Annotated in this window: 16 protein-coding genes; 6 read left to right on the forward strand and 10 right to left on the reverse strand. The window is 39.6% G+C overall.

Annotation, left to right across the window (positions count from 1 at the left end; genetic code table 11):
- Window positions 1–105: 105 nt before the first annotated feature.
- On the forward strand, window positions 106–483 hold the full coding sequence (locus tag SOI81_RS13180; RefSeq protein WP_001059437.1) for a VOC family protein: 378 nt from the start codon (window positions 106–108) through the stop codon (window positions 481–483).
- A 75-nt stretch (window positions 484–558) separates the two neighbouring features.
- Here SOI81_RS13180 and SOI81_RS13185 read toward each other — a convergent pair whose 3' ends face one another.
- A complete protein-coding gene (locus tag SOI81_RS13185) occupies window positions 559–1,032 on the reverse strand; it encodes an OsmC family protein (protein ID WP_320540895.1) in 474 nt (157 codons plus the stop codon).
- 163 nt (window positions 1,033–1,195) lie between these two features.
- Here SOI81_RS13185 and sbcD point away from each other — a divergent pair, with 163 nt between their 5' ends.
- Window positions 1,196–2,464, forward strand: a complete 1,269-nt coding sequence (gene sbcD / locus SOI81_RS13190) for an exonuclease SbcCD subunit D (protein ID WP_320540896.1) — start codon at window positions 1,196–1,198, stop codon at window positions 2,462–2,464.
- Window positions 2,465–2,473: 9 nt separating this feature from the next.
- Window positions 2,474–6,070 carry an AAA family ATPase gene (gene sbcC / locus SOI81_RS13195; protein ID WP_320540897.1) on the forward strand — a complete coding sequence of 1,199 codons (3,597 nt, stop codon included), beginning with the start codon at window positions 2,474–2,476 and terminating at the stop codon, window positions 6,068–6,070.
- A 200-nt stretch (window positions 6,071–6,270) separates the two neighbouring features.
- Here sbcC and yggS read toward each other — a convergent pair whose 3' ends face one another.
- Entirely contained in the window at window positions 6,271–6,963 is a 693-nt protein-coding gene (gene yggS / locus SOI81_RS13200; RefSeq protein ID WP_320540898.1) for a YggS family pyridoxal phosphate-dependent enzyme, read from the reverse strand.
- A 126-nt stretch (window positions 6,964–7,089) separates the two neighbouring features.
- On the opposite strand from yggS, the gene pilT reads away from it, so the two are divergent.
- Window positions 7,090–8,127 carry a type IV pilus twitching motility protein PilT gene (gene pilT, locus SOI81_RS13205; RefSeq protein WP_025470368.1) on the forward strand — a complete coding sequence of 346 codons (1,038 nt, stop codon included), beginning with the start codon at window positions 7,090–7,092 and terminating at the stop codon, window positions 8,125–8,127.
- Between the two features lie 19 nt (window positions 8,128–8,146).
- Window positions 8,147–9,265: a PilT/PilU family type 4a pilus ATPase gene (pilU, locus tag SOI81_RS13210; protein WP_320540899.1), complete on the forward strand. Its 1,119-nt coding sequence runs from the start codon at window positions 8,147–8,149 to the stop codon at window positions 9,263–9,265.
- A gap of 69 nt (window positions 9,266–9,334) precedes the next feature.
- On the opposite strand, the gene fur is transcribed toward pilU, so the two are convergent.
- Window positions 9,335–9,772, reverse strand: coding sequence for a ferric iron uptake transcriptional regulator (gene fur / locus SOI81_RS13215; RefSeq protein WP_016141990.1), 438 nt, complete (start codon window positions 9,770–9,772; stop codon window positions 9,335–9,337).
- Window positions 9,773–9,883: 111 nt separating this feature from the next.
- On the opposite strand from fur, the gene omlA reads away from it, so the two are divergent.
- Window positions 9,884–10,282, forward strand: coding sequence for an outer membrane protein assembly factor BamE (gene omlA / locus SOI81_RS13220; protein ID WP_002121740.1), 399 nt, complete (start codon window positions 9,884–9,886; stop codon window positions 10,280–10,282).
- A 64-nt stretch (window positions 10,283–10,346) separates the two neighbouring features.
- Here the strand turns inward: omlA and SOI81_RS13225 are convergent, their stop codons facing one another.
- From SOI81_RS13225 to algC, 7 genes are all read right to left on the reverse strand, one after another.
- Window positions 10,347–10,661 (reverse strand): RnfH family protein, encoded by a 315-nt coding sequence (locus SOI81_RS13225; RefSeq protein ID WP_174755593.1) that lies wholly within the window; start codon window positions 10,659–10,661, stop codon window positions 10,347–10,349.
- A complete protein-coding gene (locus SOI81_RS13230) occupies window positions 10,661–11,728 on the reverse strand; it encodes a hypothetical protein (protein ID WP_320540900.1) in 1,068 nt (355 codons plus the stop codon). The genes SOI81_RS13225 and SOI81_RS13230 overlap by 1 nt, the downstream gene beginning before the upstream one ends.
- Window positions 11,729–11,881: 153 nt before the next feature.
- Complete coding sequence (locus SOI81_RS13235) at window positions 11,882–12,337, reverse strand: bacteriohemerythrin (protein ID WP_002121698.1); 456 nt, start codon at window positions 12,335–12,337, stop codon at window positions 11,882–11,884.
- A gap of 251 nt (window positions 12,338–12,588) precedes the next feature.
- Window positions 12,589–13,437 carry a class II glutamine amidotransferase gene (locus tag SOI81_RS13240; protein WP_202744698.1) on the reverse strand — a complete coding sequence of 283 codons (849 nt, stop codon included), beginning with the start codon at window positions 13,435–13,437 and terminating at the stop codon, window positions 12,589–12,591.
- Between the two features lie 107 nt (window positions 13,438–13,544).
- Complete coding sequence (locus SOI81_RS13245) at window positions 13,545–14,327, reverse strand: GNAT family N-acetyltransferase (protein ID WP_320148599.1); 783 nt, start codon at window positions 14,325–14,327, stop codon at window positions 13,545–13,547.
- 122 nt (window positions 14,328–14,449) lie between these two features.
- Complete coding sequence (argB, locus tag SOI81_RS13250) at window positions 14,450–15,355, reverse strand: acetylglutamate kinase (RefSeq protein ID WP_320540901.1); 906 nt, start codon at window positions 15,353–15,355, stop codon at window positions 14,450–14,452.
- A gap of 15 nt (window positions 15,356–15,370) precedes the next feature.
- On the reverse strand, window positions 15,371–16,789 hold the full coding sequence (gene algC, locus SOI81_RS13255; protein ID WP_224993000.1) for a phosphomannomutase/phosphoglucomutase: 1,419 nt from the start codon (window positions 16,787–16,789) through the stop codon (window positions 15,371–15,373).
- Between the last annotated feature and the right edge of the window lie 42 nt (window positions 16,790–16,831).

Consider the following 16,831-nt stretch of genomic DNA (forward strand, 5'->3'; position numbering starts at 1 on the left):
TTTTTAGCACTTTTATTTATTTTACGCTCACCATACACAATAGTTCTTTCGTGGCTATAAAGGCTATGCGTATACTTTTTGCACCATAAAAATGATTTAAATAATATGAACAATATTGCCTATTTTGAAATCCAGTCTTCAAACCCTGCCCGCGATGCGCAGTTTTATCAAGCTGTGTTTGGCTGGCAATTTAAACTCGATGAAAGCCTACCGATTGAATATTACCGTATCGAAACGCCTTCAATCATGGGTGGACTATTAAAACGCCCAGCCCAAACGCCGCCAATGGAATATGGCACCAATGCATTTACCTGTTCGGTTCAAGTCGAAAACTTCGATGAAGTGGCTGCAAAAATTTTAGCGCAAGGGGGCATTGTCGCGATGGATAAATTCGCCATTCCCGGCCGCGCGTGGCATGGTTATTTTGTCGATTTAGACCATAACGTTTTTGGTATTTTCCAAGTCGATGAAAATGCAGCTTAAAGATTTTATTTAACGACTCTATTTATTTTTTAATGTATAGCCACCGTCTTTTTATCGGTGGCTATTTCATATTGATTATTCGGCAAAGCTAAAAGTGGCTTCACATGTAATTGGGAAATTCACCGAATTGGCAATCATGCATTCGTGATGTGCTTCTTCATGTAATTTTGCTGCAAGTTCTTGATCGGCACCTTTTTCTAAAACAATTTCTGGTCTTAAATTAATTTGAGTAAAGTGACCACGTTTGACTGGATCTGTATCTTCCATAAAGCCCAGTGCGTGATCGACATAACTCACAACGTGAATATGATTGACTGCACACAGGTGTAAATACCAAAGCTTATGACAAGCTGAAGCAGATGCGATCAATAAATCTTCTGGGTTCCATCTGGTCACATCACCTAAATAGGCAGGGTCTGATGAACCTTGAATTGTGGCTTTTTGCGGATGCTGAATACTAAAGTCTCGTTTATATGAACGATAAGATGAAGTGCCTGTACCTGTATTGCCTTCCCACTGTATTTTTACTTCGTATTCATGAAGGGTCATTTTATTCTCAAAGTTCACTGTTTGACTTGATAGTAACAAAGCAAAGTTTAAAGTGAAAAATTAATTTAAGTTTCAACTTAGGCTTAAATAACGAGCACTTTAAAATGTCTTGATAAAATCTCCTGCCAATTTATGCTAACGTATCTGTGTTTATTTTGGCTTGATGTCTGTTTCTATGTCCGTACATTTTTTACATACTTCTGACTGGCATTTGGGGCAGTTTTTTTATAATCACTCACGACACTATGAACACCAACAATTTTTAAGCTGGTTGCTCACTCAAATCCAAGAAAAACAACCGCATGCCCTGCTCATTGCTGGCGATATTTTTGATGTCATTAACCCAGGTTCTCAGGCACAAAAACAACTCTACCAATTTTTAGCAGATGCACATCGCATCGCACCGCACATGCAAACGCTCATGATTGCGGGTAACCATGACTCAGGCTACCGTATTGAACAGGTCGAACCTCTTTTAGAAAAATACAATGCAAAAACCGTGGGCGTAGTTCGCTGGAATGAAGATAAAACTTTAGATTTCGATCGACTACTTTTACCTATTTATAATCAAAATCAGGATATTGTGGCGTGGTGCCTTGCCCTACCTTTTTTACGCTCGGCCGAAATTACGGGCTTTAATGAACATACCACCAATAGCAAAAATGCTATTGCCTATTTGCACCAGCAACTCATTGCAGAAGCCAAACGTCGTAAAACGCCAGACCAAGCATTGATTTTGATGTCACATGCGCATATGCAAGGTGGAGAAACATCTGACTCTGAACGCCCAATCATTATTGGTAACGAAGAGGCACTTTCAACAAATTTATTTGAAGATGCTGTCGACTATGTCGCTTTAGGGCACTTACATAAACCACAAAAAGTGGGTCAGCCGCACATTCGTTATAGTGGCTCGCCTATTCCACTGTCTTTTAGTGAAATTAACTATAAACACCAAGTGGTTGAGGTCAAAATTGACCCGACTCAAGAGGCAGACAGCCGTTTGCAGTTTGAAGCTGTAGAAATTCCGCGTTGCATACAATTGCACCGCATTCGTGGTGAGTTAAATGAAGTGCTACAACAACTTAAAGCCTTGCCTCATGGCGTGATTGAAAATATTGACCACCGTGAATATGTCGATATTGAATATTATAGCTTAACGCCGCCACAGCCTAATCTACGTCAGCAGTTTGAAGCGGCCCTACCACCTGACCGCTATCGTTTAGTACGTATTTCACGTCAATATGTGAATAAAGACTCGACCGACTCAAATACTACTCAGAAAATCGCACTTGAACCACCAACACCAGAAAAACTCTTTCAAAATATCTGGGAAAAACAAGGTTACAACGCCGATGATGCAGTCTTAAAAGATTTTCTAAGCCTAGTACAAGAAGCACAAAAACATCTTGAAAATGATGCAACCCCTTAAGGATATGTCATGAAAATTTTATCCATTCGAATAAAAAATCTGGCATCTCTTTCTGATGAACATTTTATTGATTTTGAAAGTGCGCCTCTTGCCCATGCAGGTCTCATTGCGATTGTAGGGAAAACTGGTGCTGGTAAGTCGACCATTTTAGATGCCATGTGTCTGGCTTTGTTTAATCGGGTTCCTCGCCTTAAAGACAGCGATGGTAAATTAAAAGATGTCGATGGTTCTGAGTTACTGACCAATTCACCACTCACTGTCTTACGCCGTGGTACAGGACATGGTTTCGCTGAACTTTGCTTTGTCGCACAAGACCAAAAACGCTATTTGGCACGTTGGGAAATTAAACGTGCACGTGAAAACCCAAATGGCAAATTACAAAGTGTGCAGCGCCATTTAAAATGCCTGACCGACGGTGTCGTACTTGCCGACAAAGCCAAAGCGGTTGATGAAAAAGTTAAACAAATTACCCAGCTTTCTTTTGAACAGTTTACTCGTGCCGTGTTACTTGCCCAGTCAGAAGTAACTGCATTTTTAAAAGCACGAGACAGCGAACGCGGTGAGTTACTTGAGTACCTGACCAACTCCAGCATTTTCGCCAAAATCGGTGAATTGGCCTTTCGTAAAACTGCCGATATTGCAAAGCAGCGTAAACAGCTTGAAGAGTTCTTAGGCCATATTGAAATTTTGTCTGATGAAGAAATTGCGGCATTTACCGAACATTATCAGCAGGCCGAACAAAACCATCAAAAGTTGGAACAACATAAAAATGTCTTAGACAAACAGCAACAATGGTTTGAACGCAAAGCGAAACTTGAGCAAGAAGTTCAAGCTAAACAGCAACAGTTTCAAACCCAGCAAAATCACCATCAACAATTGGCTGGTGAACGTGAGCAATTAAAACGACTCGAAATTTTCTCTGAAATACGCCCACAAGTTTTTCAGCAAGCCCAAAATTTACAAACCCTACAACAACTTGAGCCTCAAATTCAGCAAGCTCAAAGCAAGTTTAATGAGTTGTTGCAAGTGTTCGAAACGGGTCAAAAACAATATCAACTTGCAGAACAACAGCTCAAACAGACACTCGATTTTGAGCAGCAGCATCAACAAGCTTTAAATCAAGTTCGACAGTCCATTCAAGAACGTGCCTTTATCGCCGATGAATATAAAAAGTGCAAAGAAAAGAAAAATGTATTTGAGCAAAAACTCGGTCCATTGCAACAACAGCAAAACATTGTGCAGCAGCATATTACACAGCTTCAACAAGACCAAGTTCATCTACAACAGCAGCTTACCCATACTCAGCAATACGCTGTATTAGACAAAGGCCTCTCAGCACATCTACATCAGCTCGGGCAATTTATTCAAAACTATGAAGCAATTGAACAACAGCTTGGCAATCCTACCCTTGCTCGCCAAAAATTATCGGAAGCTAAAAGTGAACTCGAACAACTGACAGCTTCACTCGGCACAGTTGAACAAATTGAGTTAAAGCTTGAACAGCAACGTAAAGACAAAGAACAAAAGCTTGCTCAAATCACTCAGCTAGATCTGACTCAACAGAAAGTTAAAATTTATCATGAGTTATATGCTGAGCTTCAGCAATTCACTGAAAAACAAACTCAAGTATCAGCCCAAGAACAGCAACTTAAAACCGTTTGCCAGTTAGCTGAACAAGAATACCAAACAGCAAAAACTGAGCGTGAAAAGTTACAGCACATCCTGCAACAGCAACGTTTATTACATACTGAAAATATTGAACAATTACGAGCCAATCTTAAAGACGGCGATGCGTGTTTAGTATGCGGAAGTACACATCACCCCTATCGTGTTGACAACAGTGCAGTCTCTAAAGCTTTATTCGATTTGCAGCAACAACAAGAGCAGCAAGCTGTTGCACTAGAGCAAACTAAGTTTAATGCATGGCAAACCCAGCAACATGCACTTACCCAGTGCCGTGCTGAGCTTGAGCAAGTTCACAAATATCTAGCTCAACTTCAAACAAAACAATCAAGCTTGCAGCAAGAGCTTGAGCAAACGTTTAAGCTCAATCAATTACATATTGAGCTTAATCAAGCTCCTGAGCAGATCTTGCAAACGCTGAACGAACTCAGACAAGCCGCGCAAACTGCTATAAGTTCATTTGACTCAGAAAACTTGCGTTTAGTCCAAGCGATTAAACAACATAGTCAACTCGTTCAGTCTATTCAGCGTAATGAAAGCTTGCTTAATACTGCACAGCAATGGCAACAACAGGTTCAACATATTGTTGAGTGCTTATCTGAAACAGAACAGCAAGCGTGGCAGCAATCGAGTAGCCAAACAGCTAAGCAAACTTGGACTATTCTTGATGCACGCGCTAAGCAGCTTGAGCAACAAGAACAGCTTGCACAACGTTTTGAACAGCAGCAACAAGACCTTAAAATGTTGACTGCTAACCTTGAACAAATAGCGAAGCAAATTGATGAGATTGACCAAAATCTCCAAGAAATTACGCTCAAAGGCCAACAAAATAATGAAAAAGCGGTGTCGCTCATTCAGCAAATGACGGGCCGTGCCGATATTAAACCGCACGAATGGCTAATTGAGCATGACGCTAAACGTCAGCAACAACAGACGGCGTATCATGAGGCTAAACAGCGTTTTGAACAAACCAGACAGCACTTTGAGCAGCAAAAACAGGCGCTCGATCAGCTTAAGCATCAACATCAACACACTGCGGGGCATCAGCAGCAGATTGATGAACAAATTCAAAACTGGTTAAAAACCCATACTGATTTTGAGCCACATGATCTTACGGCGCTCATACAGATCAATTCAGCCCAAGAGCAAGACATTCGTAACCGACTTAATCATGCCGAGCGTTTATTAAGTGAAGCCTCGTCTGCACTTAAAACCATGCAAGAGCAATTGAGTGAGCACTTACAAACTCAGCCAGATATTGAATATGAAAAGCTTGTTAACCTTATTCAAGACAATATTGCAGAGCTTAAAGCACAACTTGAAGTACGTGATCGGCTTAAACTTAAGCTCGAAGTACATCAACAAAACCTTGCGAAGCAGCAACAATATGCCGAGCAAATTCAGAATATTCAGCAAGAAGAACATCGCTGGAGCAAAATTTCAGGTTTGATTGGCGATGCTAAAGGTAAAGAGTTCCGCGACTACGCCCAGCAATATCATTTAGATATTTTAGTAGAACATGCAAACCAGCAACTGGCGATGCTGTCTCAGCGTTATACGCTAAAACGTCTTGATCAGTCCTTAAGCCTTGCCATTATTGACCACGATATGGATGGAGAAACTCGCTCTGTTGCCTCTTTGTCTGGCGGTGAGTCATTCTTAACTGCCCTTGCTTTGTCTTTAGCGATTGCCAATATGGCTTCGGGTTCAATGAAAATTGAATCGCTATTTATTGATGAAGGCTTTGGTACTTTGGATGCTTCTTCTTTGCATATGGTCATGAATGCTTTAGATCAACTGCAAAATCAGGGACGTCAGGTCATTCTCATCTCACACATTCAAGAAATGCATGAGCGTATTCCTGTACAAATTCAGGTAAAACCACTCGGTGCAGGTGCAAGTACGATTGAAGTGGTAGGTTAAAACTAAAAAGCCCCGACATCCTATCGGGGCTTTTTTAGATTCTGCGTTGGTATAACTCCTGTCGTACCTGTATGCATCCATTCATCACTGTTTATTGTTATTCTTAGAAACATCCTGTTTCCTGATGAGTTCATAGTACGAAAAAAGCGTTGTCTGCCATAGCCGCAAAAGGCCGCAATTTCTGTAAGATAAAGCTTACATCACCCTTTCTGCGAATAGTCTCTAGCACCAAACAATGCTGTTCCTATACGAACCATCGTTGAACCAGCAGCAATTGCAGCTTCTAAATCACTCGACATTCCCATGCTTAAAGTATCCCAATCTTTTGGGTGGGCATGCTTTTCTTTCACCGCATCAAACAAGGCTTTAGCATCTGCAAAAGCGGCAGTATTGTCAGGGGCTGGAATGACCATTAAACCGCGTAATTTGATTTTTGGTAATTGACTGATTTGGGCAACCAGCTCGGCAACTTCATCTGGTGCACAACCATCTTTACTGTCTTGCCCATCAATATTCACTTGCAAACAAATATTCAGAGCAGATTGATCATCGCCACGTTGGTTAGATAGCCGCTCAGCAATAATTAAACGATCTACACCATGTACCCAATCAAATTTCTCGGCCAAATGTTTAGTCTTATTACGTTGAACATGACCAATAAAATGCCATTCAATGTCTAAGTCTTGTAAAGCTTCAATTTTTTCTAAAGCTTCTTGCAAATAGTTTTCGCCAAATGCTCTTTGCCCTGCTGCATACATTTCACGCAAACTTTCACTTGGATGTGTTTTTGATACGGCTAAAAGTTGCACGGTTTCAGGCGCACGTTGAGCATTCTCACAAGCAGTTTGGATTTGCTGTAATACGTGCTGCCGCGCATCTTGCGGGTAATTCATTGACAAGGTTCTCATTTTCAAAAAACTTTTTTGCTTTTCACCTAAAGCGAGGTGTTGGTAAGCCTCGGTGAAAGCCGTATATTATTCTACAAAATAATGACATATTTTGATTTACTTGGGGAAATTATGGATATTACAGAGCTACTCGCCTTCTCTGTGAAAAATGGCGCGTCCGATTTACACTTGTCTGCTGGCATGCCACCAATGATTCGCGTTGATGGTGAGGTTCGTCGCATTAACTTACCAGCTCTAGATCATAAAGATGTTCACCGTCTGGTCTATGACATCATGAATGATAAACAGCGTCGTGACTACGAAGAAAAACTTGAAACCGACTTTTCTTTTGAAGTGCCTAATGTTGCGCGTTTCCGTGTTAACGCATTTAATCAAAACCGTGGTGCTGGTGCAGTGTTTCGTACCATTCCTTCCAAAGTACTTACCATGGAAGATTTAGGCTTAGGTCAAATCTTTAAAGATATTTGTGACTATCCACGCGGCATTGTACTGGTTACAGGCCCAACAGGTTCAGGTAAATCCACCACACTTGCAGCGATGATGGACTACATTAATGAAAACCGTTATGACCACATTTTAACGGTTGAAGACCCTATCGAATTTGTACACCAGTCTAAGAAATGTCTCATCAACCAACGTGAAGTGCATCGTGATACACACGGCTTTAATGAAGCGCTACGTTCAGCACTGCGTGAAGACCCAGATATTATTTTGGTCGGTGAGATGCGTGACCTTGAGACTATTCGTTTAGCGCTTACTGCTGCCGAAACAGGCCATTTGGTGTTTGGTACGCTCCATACCACTTCTGCTGCGAAAACCATTGACCGTGTGATTGATGTATTCCCAGCCGAAGAAAAAGACATGGTTCGTGCCATGTTATCAGAATCTTTACAGGCTGTTATTTCACAAACTCTGCTTAAAAAGAATGGCGGCGGTCGTGTGGCAGCCCATGAAATCATGATTGGTATTCCTGCCATTCGTAACTTAATTCGTGAAAATAAAGTCGCGCAAATGTACTCAGCTATTCAGACTGGTGCGAATCATGGCATGACCACCCTCGACCAAAGCTTAAAAGGTTTAGTCGCTCGCGGTGTAATCAGCCCACAAACGGCTCGTACTGCTGCTAAACAGCCTGAATCATTCCTATAAAAATAACTAGAGAATAAATATGGATTTTAATGACCTGCTCAACCTGATGGTTGAAAAAAAATCATCCGACCTCTTTATTACAGATGGCGTTGCACCATCGATGAAGATTAACGGGCAAATTGTTCCCATTTCAAAAAATAGTCTTTCAGGTGAAATTATTGGTCAACTATTACATTCCATCATGAGTGAAAAACAGCGCGAAGAATTTGCAGACACTCGTGAATGTAACTTTGCCATTATGAACCGTGATAAAACTGCCCGCTTTCGTGTGAGTGCTTTTCAGCAACGTGACATGCCGGGTATGGTACTCCGTCGAATTGAAACTAAAATTCCTTCAATTGATGACTTGCAGTTACCGCCTGTACTTAAAGATTTATCAATGACCAAACGCGGTATCATTATTTTTGTAGGTGCAACAGGTACAGGTAAATCAACCTCGCTGGCTTCAATGATTAGCTATCGTAACCATAACTCTAAAGGTCACATCATTACCATTGAAGACCCTATCGAGTTTATTCATGAACACGCTGGCTGCATCATTACCCAACGCGAAGTCGGGATCGATACTGATTCATTTGAAGTAGCTTTAAAGAATACTTTGCGACAAGCACCCGATGTAATCTTGATTGGTGAGATTCGTACGCGTGAAGTGATGGACTATGCAATTGGCTTCGCCGAAACGGGTCATTTGGTCTTAGCCACAATGCATGCCAACAACGCCAACCAAGCACTTGATCGTATTATTCACTTCTTTGAAAGTGACCGCCATAGCCAGCTTTACATGGACTTATCGCTCAACTTAAAGGCCATGATTGCACAGCAACTTATTCCAACGCCAGATGGTAATTCACGCCGTGCCGCAATTGAGATTCTAATTAACTCACCATTAATTTCAGACTATATTCGTAAAGGCGAAATTCATGAAATTAAAGATTTAATGAAACGCTCACGTGAACTTGGTATGCAAACCTTTGATCAAGCACTCTTTGATCTTTATAAGTCAGGCCAAATTACCTATAAAGATGCATTAAAACATGCTGACTCACCAAACGATTTACGTTTAACAATTAAGCTTGCCGAAGAAGGTCCTGATCAAATTGCAGGCACAAATCAGCATTTAACCTTCGACAAACAGTAATTTCTTCATAAAAAAAGGAAGGTTAAACGTAACCTTCCTTTTTTATTTGTTTTCTTTGTGTGAAAACGATTATTTCTTACGCAGTACTTCCTGACACTCAGGTTCGTTACAGTAACCGTAGAGGTTTAATGAGTGACCCGTTAAAGTAAACCCATGTTGCTCTGCTACAGCATGCTGTTCCTTCTCGATAATATCATTAGTAAATTCAATAACTTTGTTGCAATTATGGCAAACCAAATGATCGTGATGATCTTCTTGCATAATTTCGAAAACAGAATGATTATTTTCGAAATGATGGCGCTGAATGATACCTGCAGCTTCAAATTGTGTTAACACACGGTAAACTGTCGCAAGACCGACATCTTCCCCTTGTTCTAACAAAGTCTTGTAAATATCTTCAGCGCTAAGATGATGTTGTTTTGAATTTTCTAATAATTCCAAAATCTTAATTCGTGGAAGGGTAACTTTAAGTCCAGCTTTGCGCAAATCTTGATTGGAAATAGGCATGAAAAAAGGTCTCTCAACAAATCTCAAGTTGGAATAGGCAATAGAATTTAGATGAAGTATGATCTATCCTTTGATCAAATGCATCATAATTTATTGGGATAGTGTAGCAAAATGCAAAAACTCGTGCTGACGTTATTAGTCACTTCACTCCTTGCCGGTTGTTCAATCTTTGGTGTATATAAGGTTGATATTCCTCAAGGGACTCCATTGACCAAAGCTCAGGCCTCTCAAGTACAAGTCGGCATGAATTTCCAGCAAGTGCGTTTTTTGCTTGGTAGTCCAACTGTGACTGATCCCCTCAATCCTCTACGTTGGGACTACATTTACAACTATATCCCGGGAACTTATGCGAAAAAAGCAAAAATCCCCGCAGCACATGGTCAGCATTTAAAAATTTACTTTGATGGAACTGGCACAGTAACTAAAATTGAAGGTTTAGAAACTATTCCAGAATCGCAACCAGGTTTACCTGCTTCTAAAGAAGCGATTTTAACTGCACCACCACTATAATCGTTTTTTCTAATAAAAATAAACCCCTCAAGTGAAATACTTTGAGGGGTTTTGTTTATGGGGCTTATTGCTTAAAGCGATTACTTTTAATATATCGCCCCACAGGGTTTTTCTCGGCGCGTTTACGGCGTATATCTTTAGGATTAATGGTTAAAGGTCGATAAACCTCAACTCGATCACCCGCTTGTAAAATCGCATGTGCCTCAACTTTTGCACCGAAGATGCCAAGTTGTAATGGCTCAGGCAAACTCACTTGCGCTTGCAACCCACTCGCCTCAACTGCTTGTAATGCAGTCATACCAGCTTCAAATGGAATAGCAACTAAAAACTGTTGCTCTGGGGCTGCAAAAGCAACCCACACTTGCTGAGCTTTTTCCATCAGATCATTTGTCCAATTACCGCAACCATGGCAATGATAATTGAAAGCGGTAATACAATACGCACCGCAATACGCCATAAGTTATAAAATAACTCATTGCTAAAATTCATCGATTTACGCAAATGGCTAATTTTCATAATCCAGCCAGCAAAAATGGCATAGATCAGGCAAATGAGTAATCCCCAAAGCATCAAAATCAGTGTAAAGATACTATGAAGCTCAGGTACAGCCCAAACCGCAATCGCTACAACAATAATCACCCACTGTAAAACAGGCATAAGCTGACGCTGAGCAAGCTGTTCTCTAGCCAATTGTACAAATAACGCTGTGGTCATGACTGCGGTAAAGATCCAAGTAAAAACAGGGAGCTGCGCTTGTAAAGAAAAGAAACCAAAGGCAATCACAGCGATGAGCTGAGCTAACCAGATTGGAAGAACCGTTTTGGTTGCGCCTTCTTGCGTCTGCACAGCACCTACACTATTTTGCCAGTAAAGCCCTAAACCTAGCCCACTCGCAACAAGCGCAAGAACAGTCGCATTACCCCACTCTTTAAACTCAACATTTGTCCAGTGCCAAGGCTGTAAAGTCGTTCCCAGTGTGTTAGCTAAAACAAGAGAAGCAATTACCCCAATCGTCATGAGCAAAACTAAAATCTGACGTGGAATAAAGGATAAAATTAAGCTCACAACAGCAAGACCTGCGAAAACAAGCTGCCCAGAAACGCTATTATTAAGTTGTGTAGCGAGTAAATTGCCAGCGGTACTTAATACATTACCCGCTAAAAATGGAATAAAAATAACTGCAAGCCAGCCAACCAAACGCCATTTCGGGGAACTATCTGCTTCACGAGTTAAACTTGATAACGCATTTAAGGCTGTAGTCTTCGACCGTTTTGCTAAAGCAATTTCCAAATAACAAACTGGGAGTGCCAATAGCAACATTGTGCCTAACCACAATAACCAGAAATCGAGTTGACGATCAATCTGGATGCCCATTGTGGGTGCCAATGTCGCCATAATGATGAAAGATAAGCAAAACGCCATCAGGGGCGATAACCATCGTGACATAGGTATGTCCTGCATTATGCATTCCTTGAAAAAGACTATAGATATTTTGCCCGTGTCATGCTTGAAAATCAAAGTTTGCTCAATAAAAAAAGCAAACTACCGAATCGATAGTTTGCCGCGCTAACTGAAATTATAAGTTATTTTTATTTCAGGTTATGAGAAAAACCGAGCAAACCAGTTTTTCCCTTTCTTTTTTTCTTTTTCTCTAATAATTCCCATCATATTTTCTTTTACTGCCCCCACATAATCGGCATCATCATGTTGAATATGGTTAATTAACCATTTAGCTAAAATTTCTTGTAATTCCGCTTCAATCGTGTGACCCATTTCAAAACGTTCACGATATAACTCTATTTTTTTAATAAATAAGTCATGTACTCGTTTATGAGGTACACGATATTTATAATCAGCTTCCTCTTGCAAACTTTCTTCGAAAGTAAAATGTGATTGTGTATAATCGATAATATTATCTAAAACATCTTTAATACGACGTCTATCCTCTTCATCTTTTACATCATCAATCTCATTAATATAATCAAGTATTCGTTTATGTTGCTCATCAATAACATCAATACCCGTATTATATTCTGAAGCCCATTTCATTTTCATACATCTCCCCAATGATGCTTAATGATTGTTGCATAAACTGCATGATATATTTAAAGAATATAAATAAAAACAAACCTATTTTGTCGGCTTTAGCATATAAAAATTATATTTAACACAAGTTATTGTTTTTATATATTTTAATTAAAATTAACCAACTAAAATAATAAAGTATTTTTTAAACAAAATATTTTATTATTAACTGATTAAAATATATAAACTTCCTTATTCATATATTTTAAATGTATTTTATATTAATACTGATCTGCACGCGTAATACGTTTAAGTTCAGGATTTTCCTGTTCACGTTTTAATCTTTCTACAAAAGTAATTGCCTTTTTAATTGGTTTACCATGTTGAAATAAAATCATTTCACCAGGTTGATACGCTGTCCAATTTTCATTATGTGTTAAAGGTTCAGTCGTTATAACTGCCACACGATCTTCAGGTGTTGTTACCTGACTAAAGTCAACTTCAACATCTAAATCAATTAAGTGAGCATGATTAAATGGATATTCACGAACCAACCAATGTAATTTAGTAATGGCATAACTAAATAATGCTTTGCCATTAGATAGACAATAATTAAATGTGCCGTATTCCGCAATTTGTGGCGAAATTTTTTCTAATACTTCAAAGATTTGTTCAAGACTTGGCTCTTCATAACCAAATACTTCCACGAGTTGATCGAGCAAGTAGCAAAATGCACGCTCACTATCCGTATTGCCTACTGGTGTGAAACGTCCACTTAACGGCGGATTAAAGTCATGTAAATCGCCATTATGAGCAAAAATCCAGTGTCGCCCCCACAACTCACGAATAAAGGGATGCGAATTTTCTAAAGTGATTTTGCCTTGAGTAGCTTTGCGAATGTGTGCAATCACATTGCGTGATTTAATAGGATAATTACGAATAAGATCGGCAATTGGAGATTCAACTGCCGACTGGTTATCAACGAATAAACGGCACGCCTTATCTTCGAAAAATGCAATACCAAATCCATCGCTATGATCTGAGGTAATTCCTGCACGTTGTGAAAAACCACGGAAAGAAAAAGTAATATCCGTTGGTGTTGCACAATTCATTCCTAATAGCTGGCACATATCGCTTTTAAACTACTTTTAATTACCCCATCTGCTCTATTGTGCATGAGAGTAAAATGGCTTGCAAATCTCAATATGTGCTGGCTATTACAAAATAGGAAATATGATTAACGCTGCACCATTTTATTCATTACAAATGAGGTCGCGACTTTATTCACTTCAAGAAATACAAAATAATCTAAACAGTTAAATTCTTCATCAAAAAATGCCTGTTTCGATAGTTTTGACTGCATGCTCAAATACATTTGAAATAGTTTTGGCATACGTTCATCTTGTGGAAAACTAAACTCCGGATATTCAGGTTCATAGATTTTTTTAGACCGAATATCAATTGTTTTGTTTTCAGATAACTGTTGAATCTGGCGATGTGTGTAATACGCTCTAGCTAAATTATCTTGCAAATGAATACTGACACAGCCCATTAAATATTTAGCGCGCATTGACCAGAGCACTTTCGGTGCAAGGTTTAACCATAACATTGACAATGCTTTACCATTACGAAAGCGAGGATGTACACAAGTACGGCCTATTTCTAACACATTTGGAAGATGGGATAACTGAGGAACAATATCAAACTCATGGGCACTGTAGCTTTGTGCTATTTCGTGGCCTTGAAATAGCTTTAAACGAGTATACGCTACAATTTCTCCAGTCCATTTTTCACGCAAGACCGCATGTTCACAACCAAAATCGTAAATATCTTGGTCTAAATTATCTTCAAACTTGATTCCGAATTGTTGGCTAAATTGCTGTGCACGAAACCGTTGTACATCTTGTAATTCTTTTAAATTATCAACCCATTCAAAACGAAATTGCGTCTGATTTATTGCTTTATGACGATTTAAAGGTAAAGTCCAGGTTTGGCGATATTGATTAAATTTTTCCAGCATAATGAACGCTCCTAGTGACATCCCCTACACTAGTCAAAGCTCATGACAAAAAAATGACCAAATTAAAATAGTATAAAAAAAGACCACCTAGAGTGATCTTTTTATTAAGAATAACGGATTTCTTAAGATGTTTTAGTGCGGTTAGAAATCAGTGTTCCCACGCCATGATCAGTGAAGATTTCAAGTAAAGATGCATGTGGCACACGACCATCAACAATATGCGCACTCACAACACCGCCTTTAACAGCATCAAGCGCACAGCCTACTTTAGGAATCATACCGCCATAGATCACACCTGTTTCAATGAGGCGATCAACTTCTTGCGTCGTAAGGCCAGTTAACAGCTTTTTATTTTCATCAAGCACACCACTAATATTAGTAAGCAAAATTAATTTTTCAGCGCCTAGTGCTTCTGCAACCTTACCTGCAACTAAATCAGCATTAATATTATAAGTATTGCCTTCTTCGTCTACACCAAGTGGTGCAATAACTGGAATAAAGTCACTTTGAGTGAACATTTCCAATACATCTGTTTTCACACCAGTGACTTCACCTACCATACCCAAATCGATATGTTTGATAGAACCATCTTCTTCTTGCTTTTCCATAAGCAATTTACGGGCACGGAGTAAATTGCCATCTTTACCCGTTAAACCAATTGCACGTCCACCGTGTTTATTAATCAGGTTAACAATTGATTTATTTACGCTACCGCCCAATACCATTTCAACCACTTCCATGGTTGCAGCATCAGTTACACGCATACCGTCAATACGGTCAGATTCACGGCCTAACTGCTTTAAAAATGAGTCTACTTGTGGTCCACCACCGTGAACAACAATCGGGTTTAGTCCCACTGTTTTAAGTAAAACGATATCTCGGGCAAATGAACTTTCGAGCTCCGGATCAGTCATTGCGTTGCCACCGTATTTCACCACCAGCGTTTTACCAGTAAAGCGTTGAATATACGGCAAAGCTTCAATCAAGATTTTTGCTTTGTCGACACCGATATGCTGATGTTGTGGCATTACGCCTCTCCTTACTTAGGCCTCTGAAAGTTCTTGTGCAATTTGCGGATAGTGTTCTTGTAACATATCTACAAATTTTTGCTGGATTTCCTTTAATCGTAAAGGATTATCCGCATCAAATCGTACTGTGAAGTATTCACCAGTATTTGATGCTCGAATAATGCCAAAACCATCATCAAAATCAAGACGTACGCCATCGATTTTACTAATACGTGCCCCTAAACGATGACTTAAAATCTCAATATCTTGTAATACATACTTTGGATCGGACTGATACGTACCAATATAAGTATCTTCTGTACAACATCTTTCTGGATATGAGGCAAATAATTCAGAAATGGTTGTAGCACTTGATTGGGTAAAATATTCCATTACACGTAATGCAGCATACAAACCATCGTCGTAGCCAAAACCACGGCCATCATTAAACACATAATGACCTGCATATTCTCCACCAAAAATGGCACGTCCACCCGACTGAGACAAATAAGCCCGCAGGAAACTACTTCCCGTACGGATCATTTTTGCTTTTCCACCGAGTTTTTCGACAGTCTCTTGAACCATACGTGAACATTTCACATCAAAAACAATTTCTTGCTCTGGGTGCTGCTCAAGGCACATTTGCGCGAAAAGCGACAATAAACGGTCTGCTGTCAATATTTGGGCTTTTTCATCGACTAAAACAACACGGTCTCCATCACCATCCAAAGCAATACCAATATCAGCCTGTTGCTCAACTACAGCTTTTCGCAAGCTAGTTAAATGAGCTGCATGTGACGGATCTGGTGCATGATCTGGAAATTCTCCATTTGGATCGGTACGTAAAGCAATGACTTCACAACCCATTTTTTCCAAGATTAGCTTTGAACAATGCCCAGCTGAACCATGTAAACCATCTAAAACAACTTTTAAAGGGCGTTTTAAATGAATATCTTTAAAAATAGCTTGTTGGTATTTTTGGCAAAATTCAGCTTTAAATTGAGGTAAGGTTAGCTCAAGTACAGAAATTGAATGGTTGGGTACATAAGTTTGGGCTTCTTCACCCACCTGCTGAATCATTTCTGGAGACGGTGGTTCACCTTTTAAAATCCACTTAATACCATTATCCGATTTTGGATTATGACTTGCGGTCACCATAATACCGTTGCCACCAAAATCTCTAGCAATGTAGTACATCATCGGGGATGAGCAGCAGCCGATATTGGTAACGTTTAAGCCTTGTTCTATTAAAATTTCTTCAATTAAGTGCGCATAAGCCGGGCTAGTGAGACGGGCATCATAGCCAATTACTAATTGAGTTTGTTTTGCTTGTTTGTATTGCTGTGCCAATCCGTAGGCAATTGAACGGACAACGTCCGTGGTTAAATAAGAAAGTTTGCCTCTAATATCGTAAGCACGAAAAATACTTTTAGGAAATGAGTGTCTTACATTCATAGCGTATCTTCTATTTAAAGATCAATTCGATCTATCGCAAAA

This window comes from Acinetobacter pittii (assembly GCF_034067285.1).
In the GTDB taxonomy this organism is placed as follows: Bacteria; Pseudomonadota; Gammaproteobacteria; order Pseudomonadales; family Moraxellaceae; genus Acinetobacter; species Acinetobacter pittii_E.

Bases quoted from the DNA above. Each gene is read 5' to 3' on its own strand.
- SOI81_RS13180 (WP_001059437.1), top strand. From the start codon at position 106: ATGAACAATATTGCCTATTTTGAAATCCAGTCTTCAAACCCTGCCCGC.
- sbcD (WP_320540896.1), top strand. From the start codon at position 1,196: ATGTCTGTTTCTATGTCCGTACATTTTTTACATACTTCTGACTGGCAT.
- SOI81_RS13240 (WP_202744698.1), bottom strand. From the start codon at position 13,437: ATGTGCCAGCTATTAGGAATGAATTGTGCAACACCAACGGATATTACT.
- SOI81_RS13225 (WP_174755593.1), bottom strand. From the start codon at position 10,661: ATGGAAAAAGCTCAGCAAGTGTGGGTTGCTTTTGCAGCCCCAGAGCAA.
- SOI81_RS13185 (WP_320540895.1), bottom strand. From the start codon at position 1,032: ATGACCCTTCATGAATACGAAGTAAAAATACAGTGGGAAGGCAATACA.
- SOI81_RS13235 (WP_002121698.1), bottom strand. From the start codon at position 12,337: ATGAAAATGAAATGGGCTTCAGAATATAATACGGGTATTGATGTTATT.
- yggS (WP_320540898.1), bottom strand. From the start codon at position 6,963: ATGAATTACCCGCAAGATGCGCGGCAGCACGTATTACAGCAAATCCAA.
- argB (WP_320540901.1), bottom strand. From the start codon at position 15,355: ATGCCACAACATCAGCATATCGGTGTCGACAAAGCAAAAATCTTGATT.
- SOI81_RS13245 (WP_320148599.1), bottom strand. From the start codon at position 14,327: ATGCTGGAAAAATTTAATCAATATCGCCAAACCTGGACTTTACCTTTA.
- omlA (WP_002121740.1), top strand. From the start codon at position 9,884: ATGCAAAAACTCGTGCTGACGTTATTAGTCACTTCACTCCTTGCCGGT.
- pilT (WP_025470368.1), top strand. From the start codon at position 7,090: ATGGATATTACAGAGCTACTCGCCTTCTCTGTGAAAAATGGCGCGTCC.
- SOI81_RS13230 (WP_320540900.1), bottom strand. From the start codon at position 11,728: ATGTCACGATGGTTATCGCCCCTGATGGCGTTTTGCTTATCTTTCATC.
- sbcC (WP_320540897.1), top strand. From the start codon at position 2,474: ATGAAAATTTTATCCATTCGAATAAAAAATCTGGCATCTCTTTCTGAT.
- pilU (WP_320540899.1), top strand. From the start codon at position 8,147: ATGGATTTTAATGACCTGCTCAACCTGATGGTTGAAAAAAAATCATCC.
- fur (WP_016141990.1), bottom strand. From the start codon at position 9,772: ATGCCTATTTCCAATCAAGATTTGCGCAAAGCTGGACTTAAAGTTACC.
- algC (WP_224993000.1), bottom strand. From the start codon at position 16,789: ATGAATGTAAGACACTCATTTCCTAAAAGTATTTTTCGTGCTTACGAT.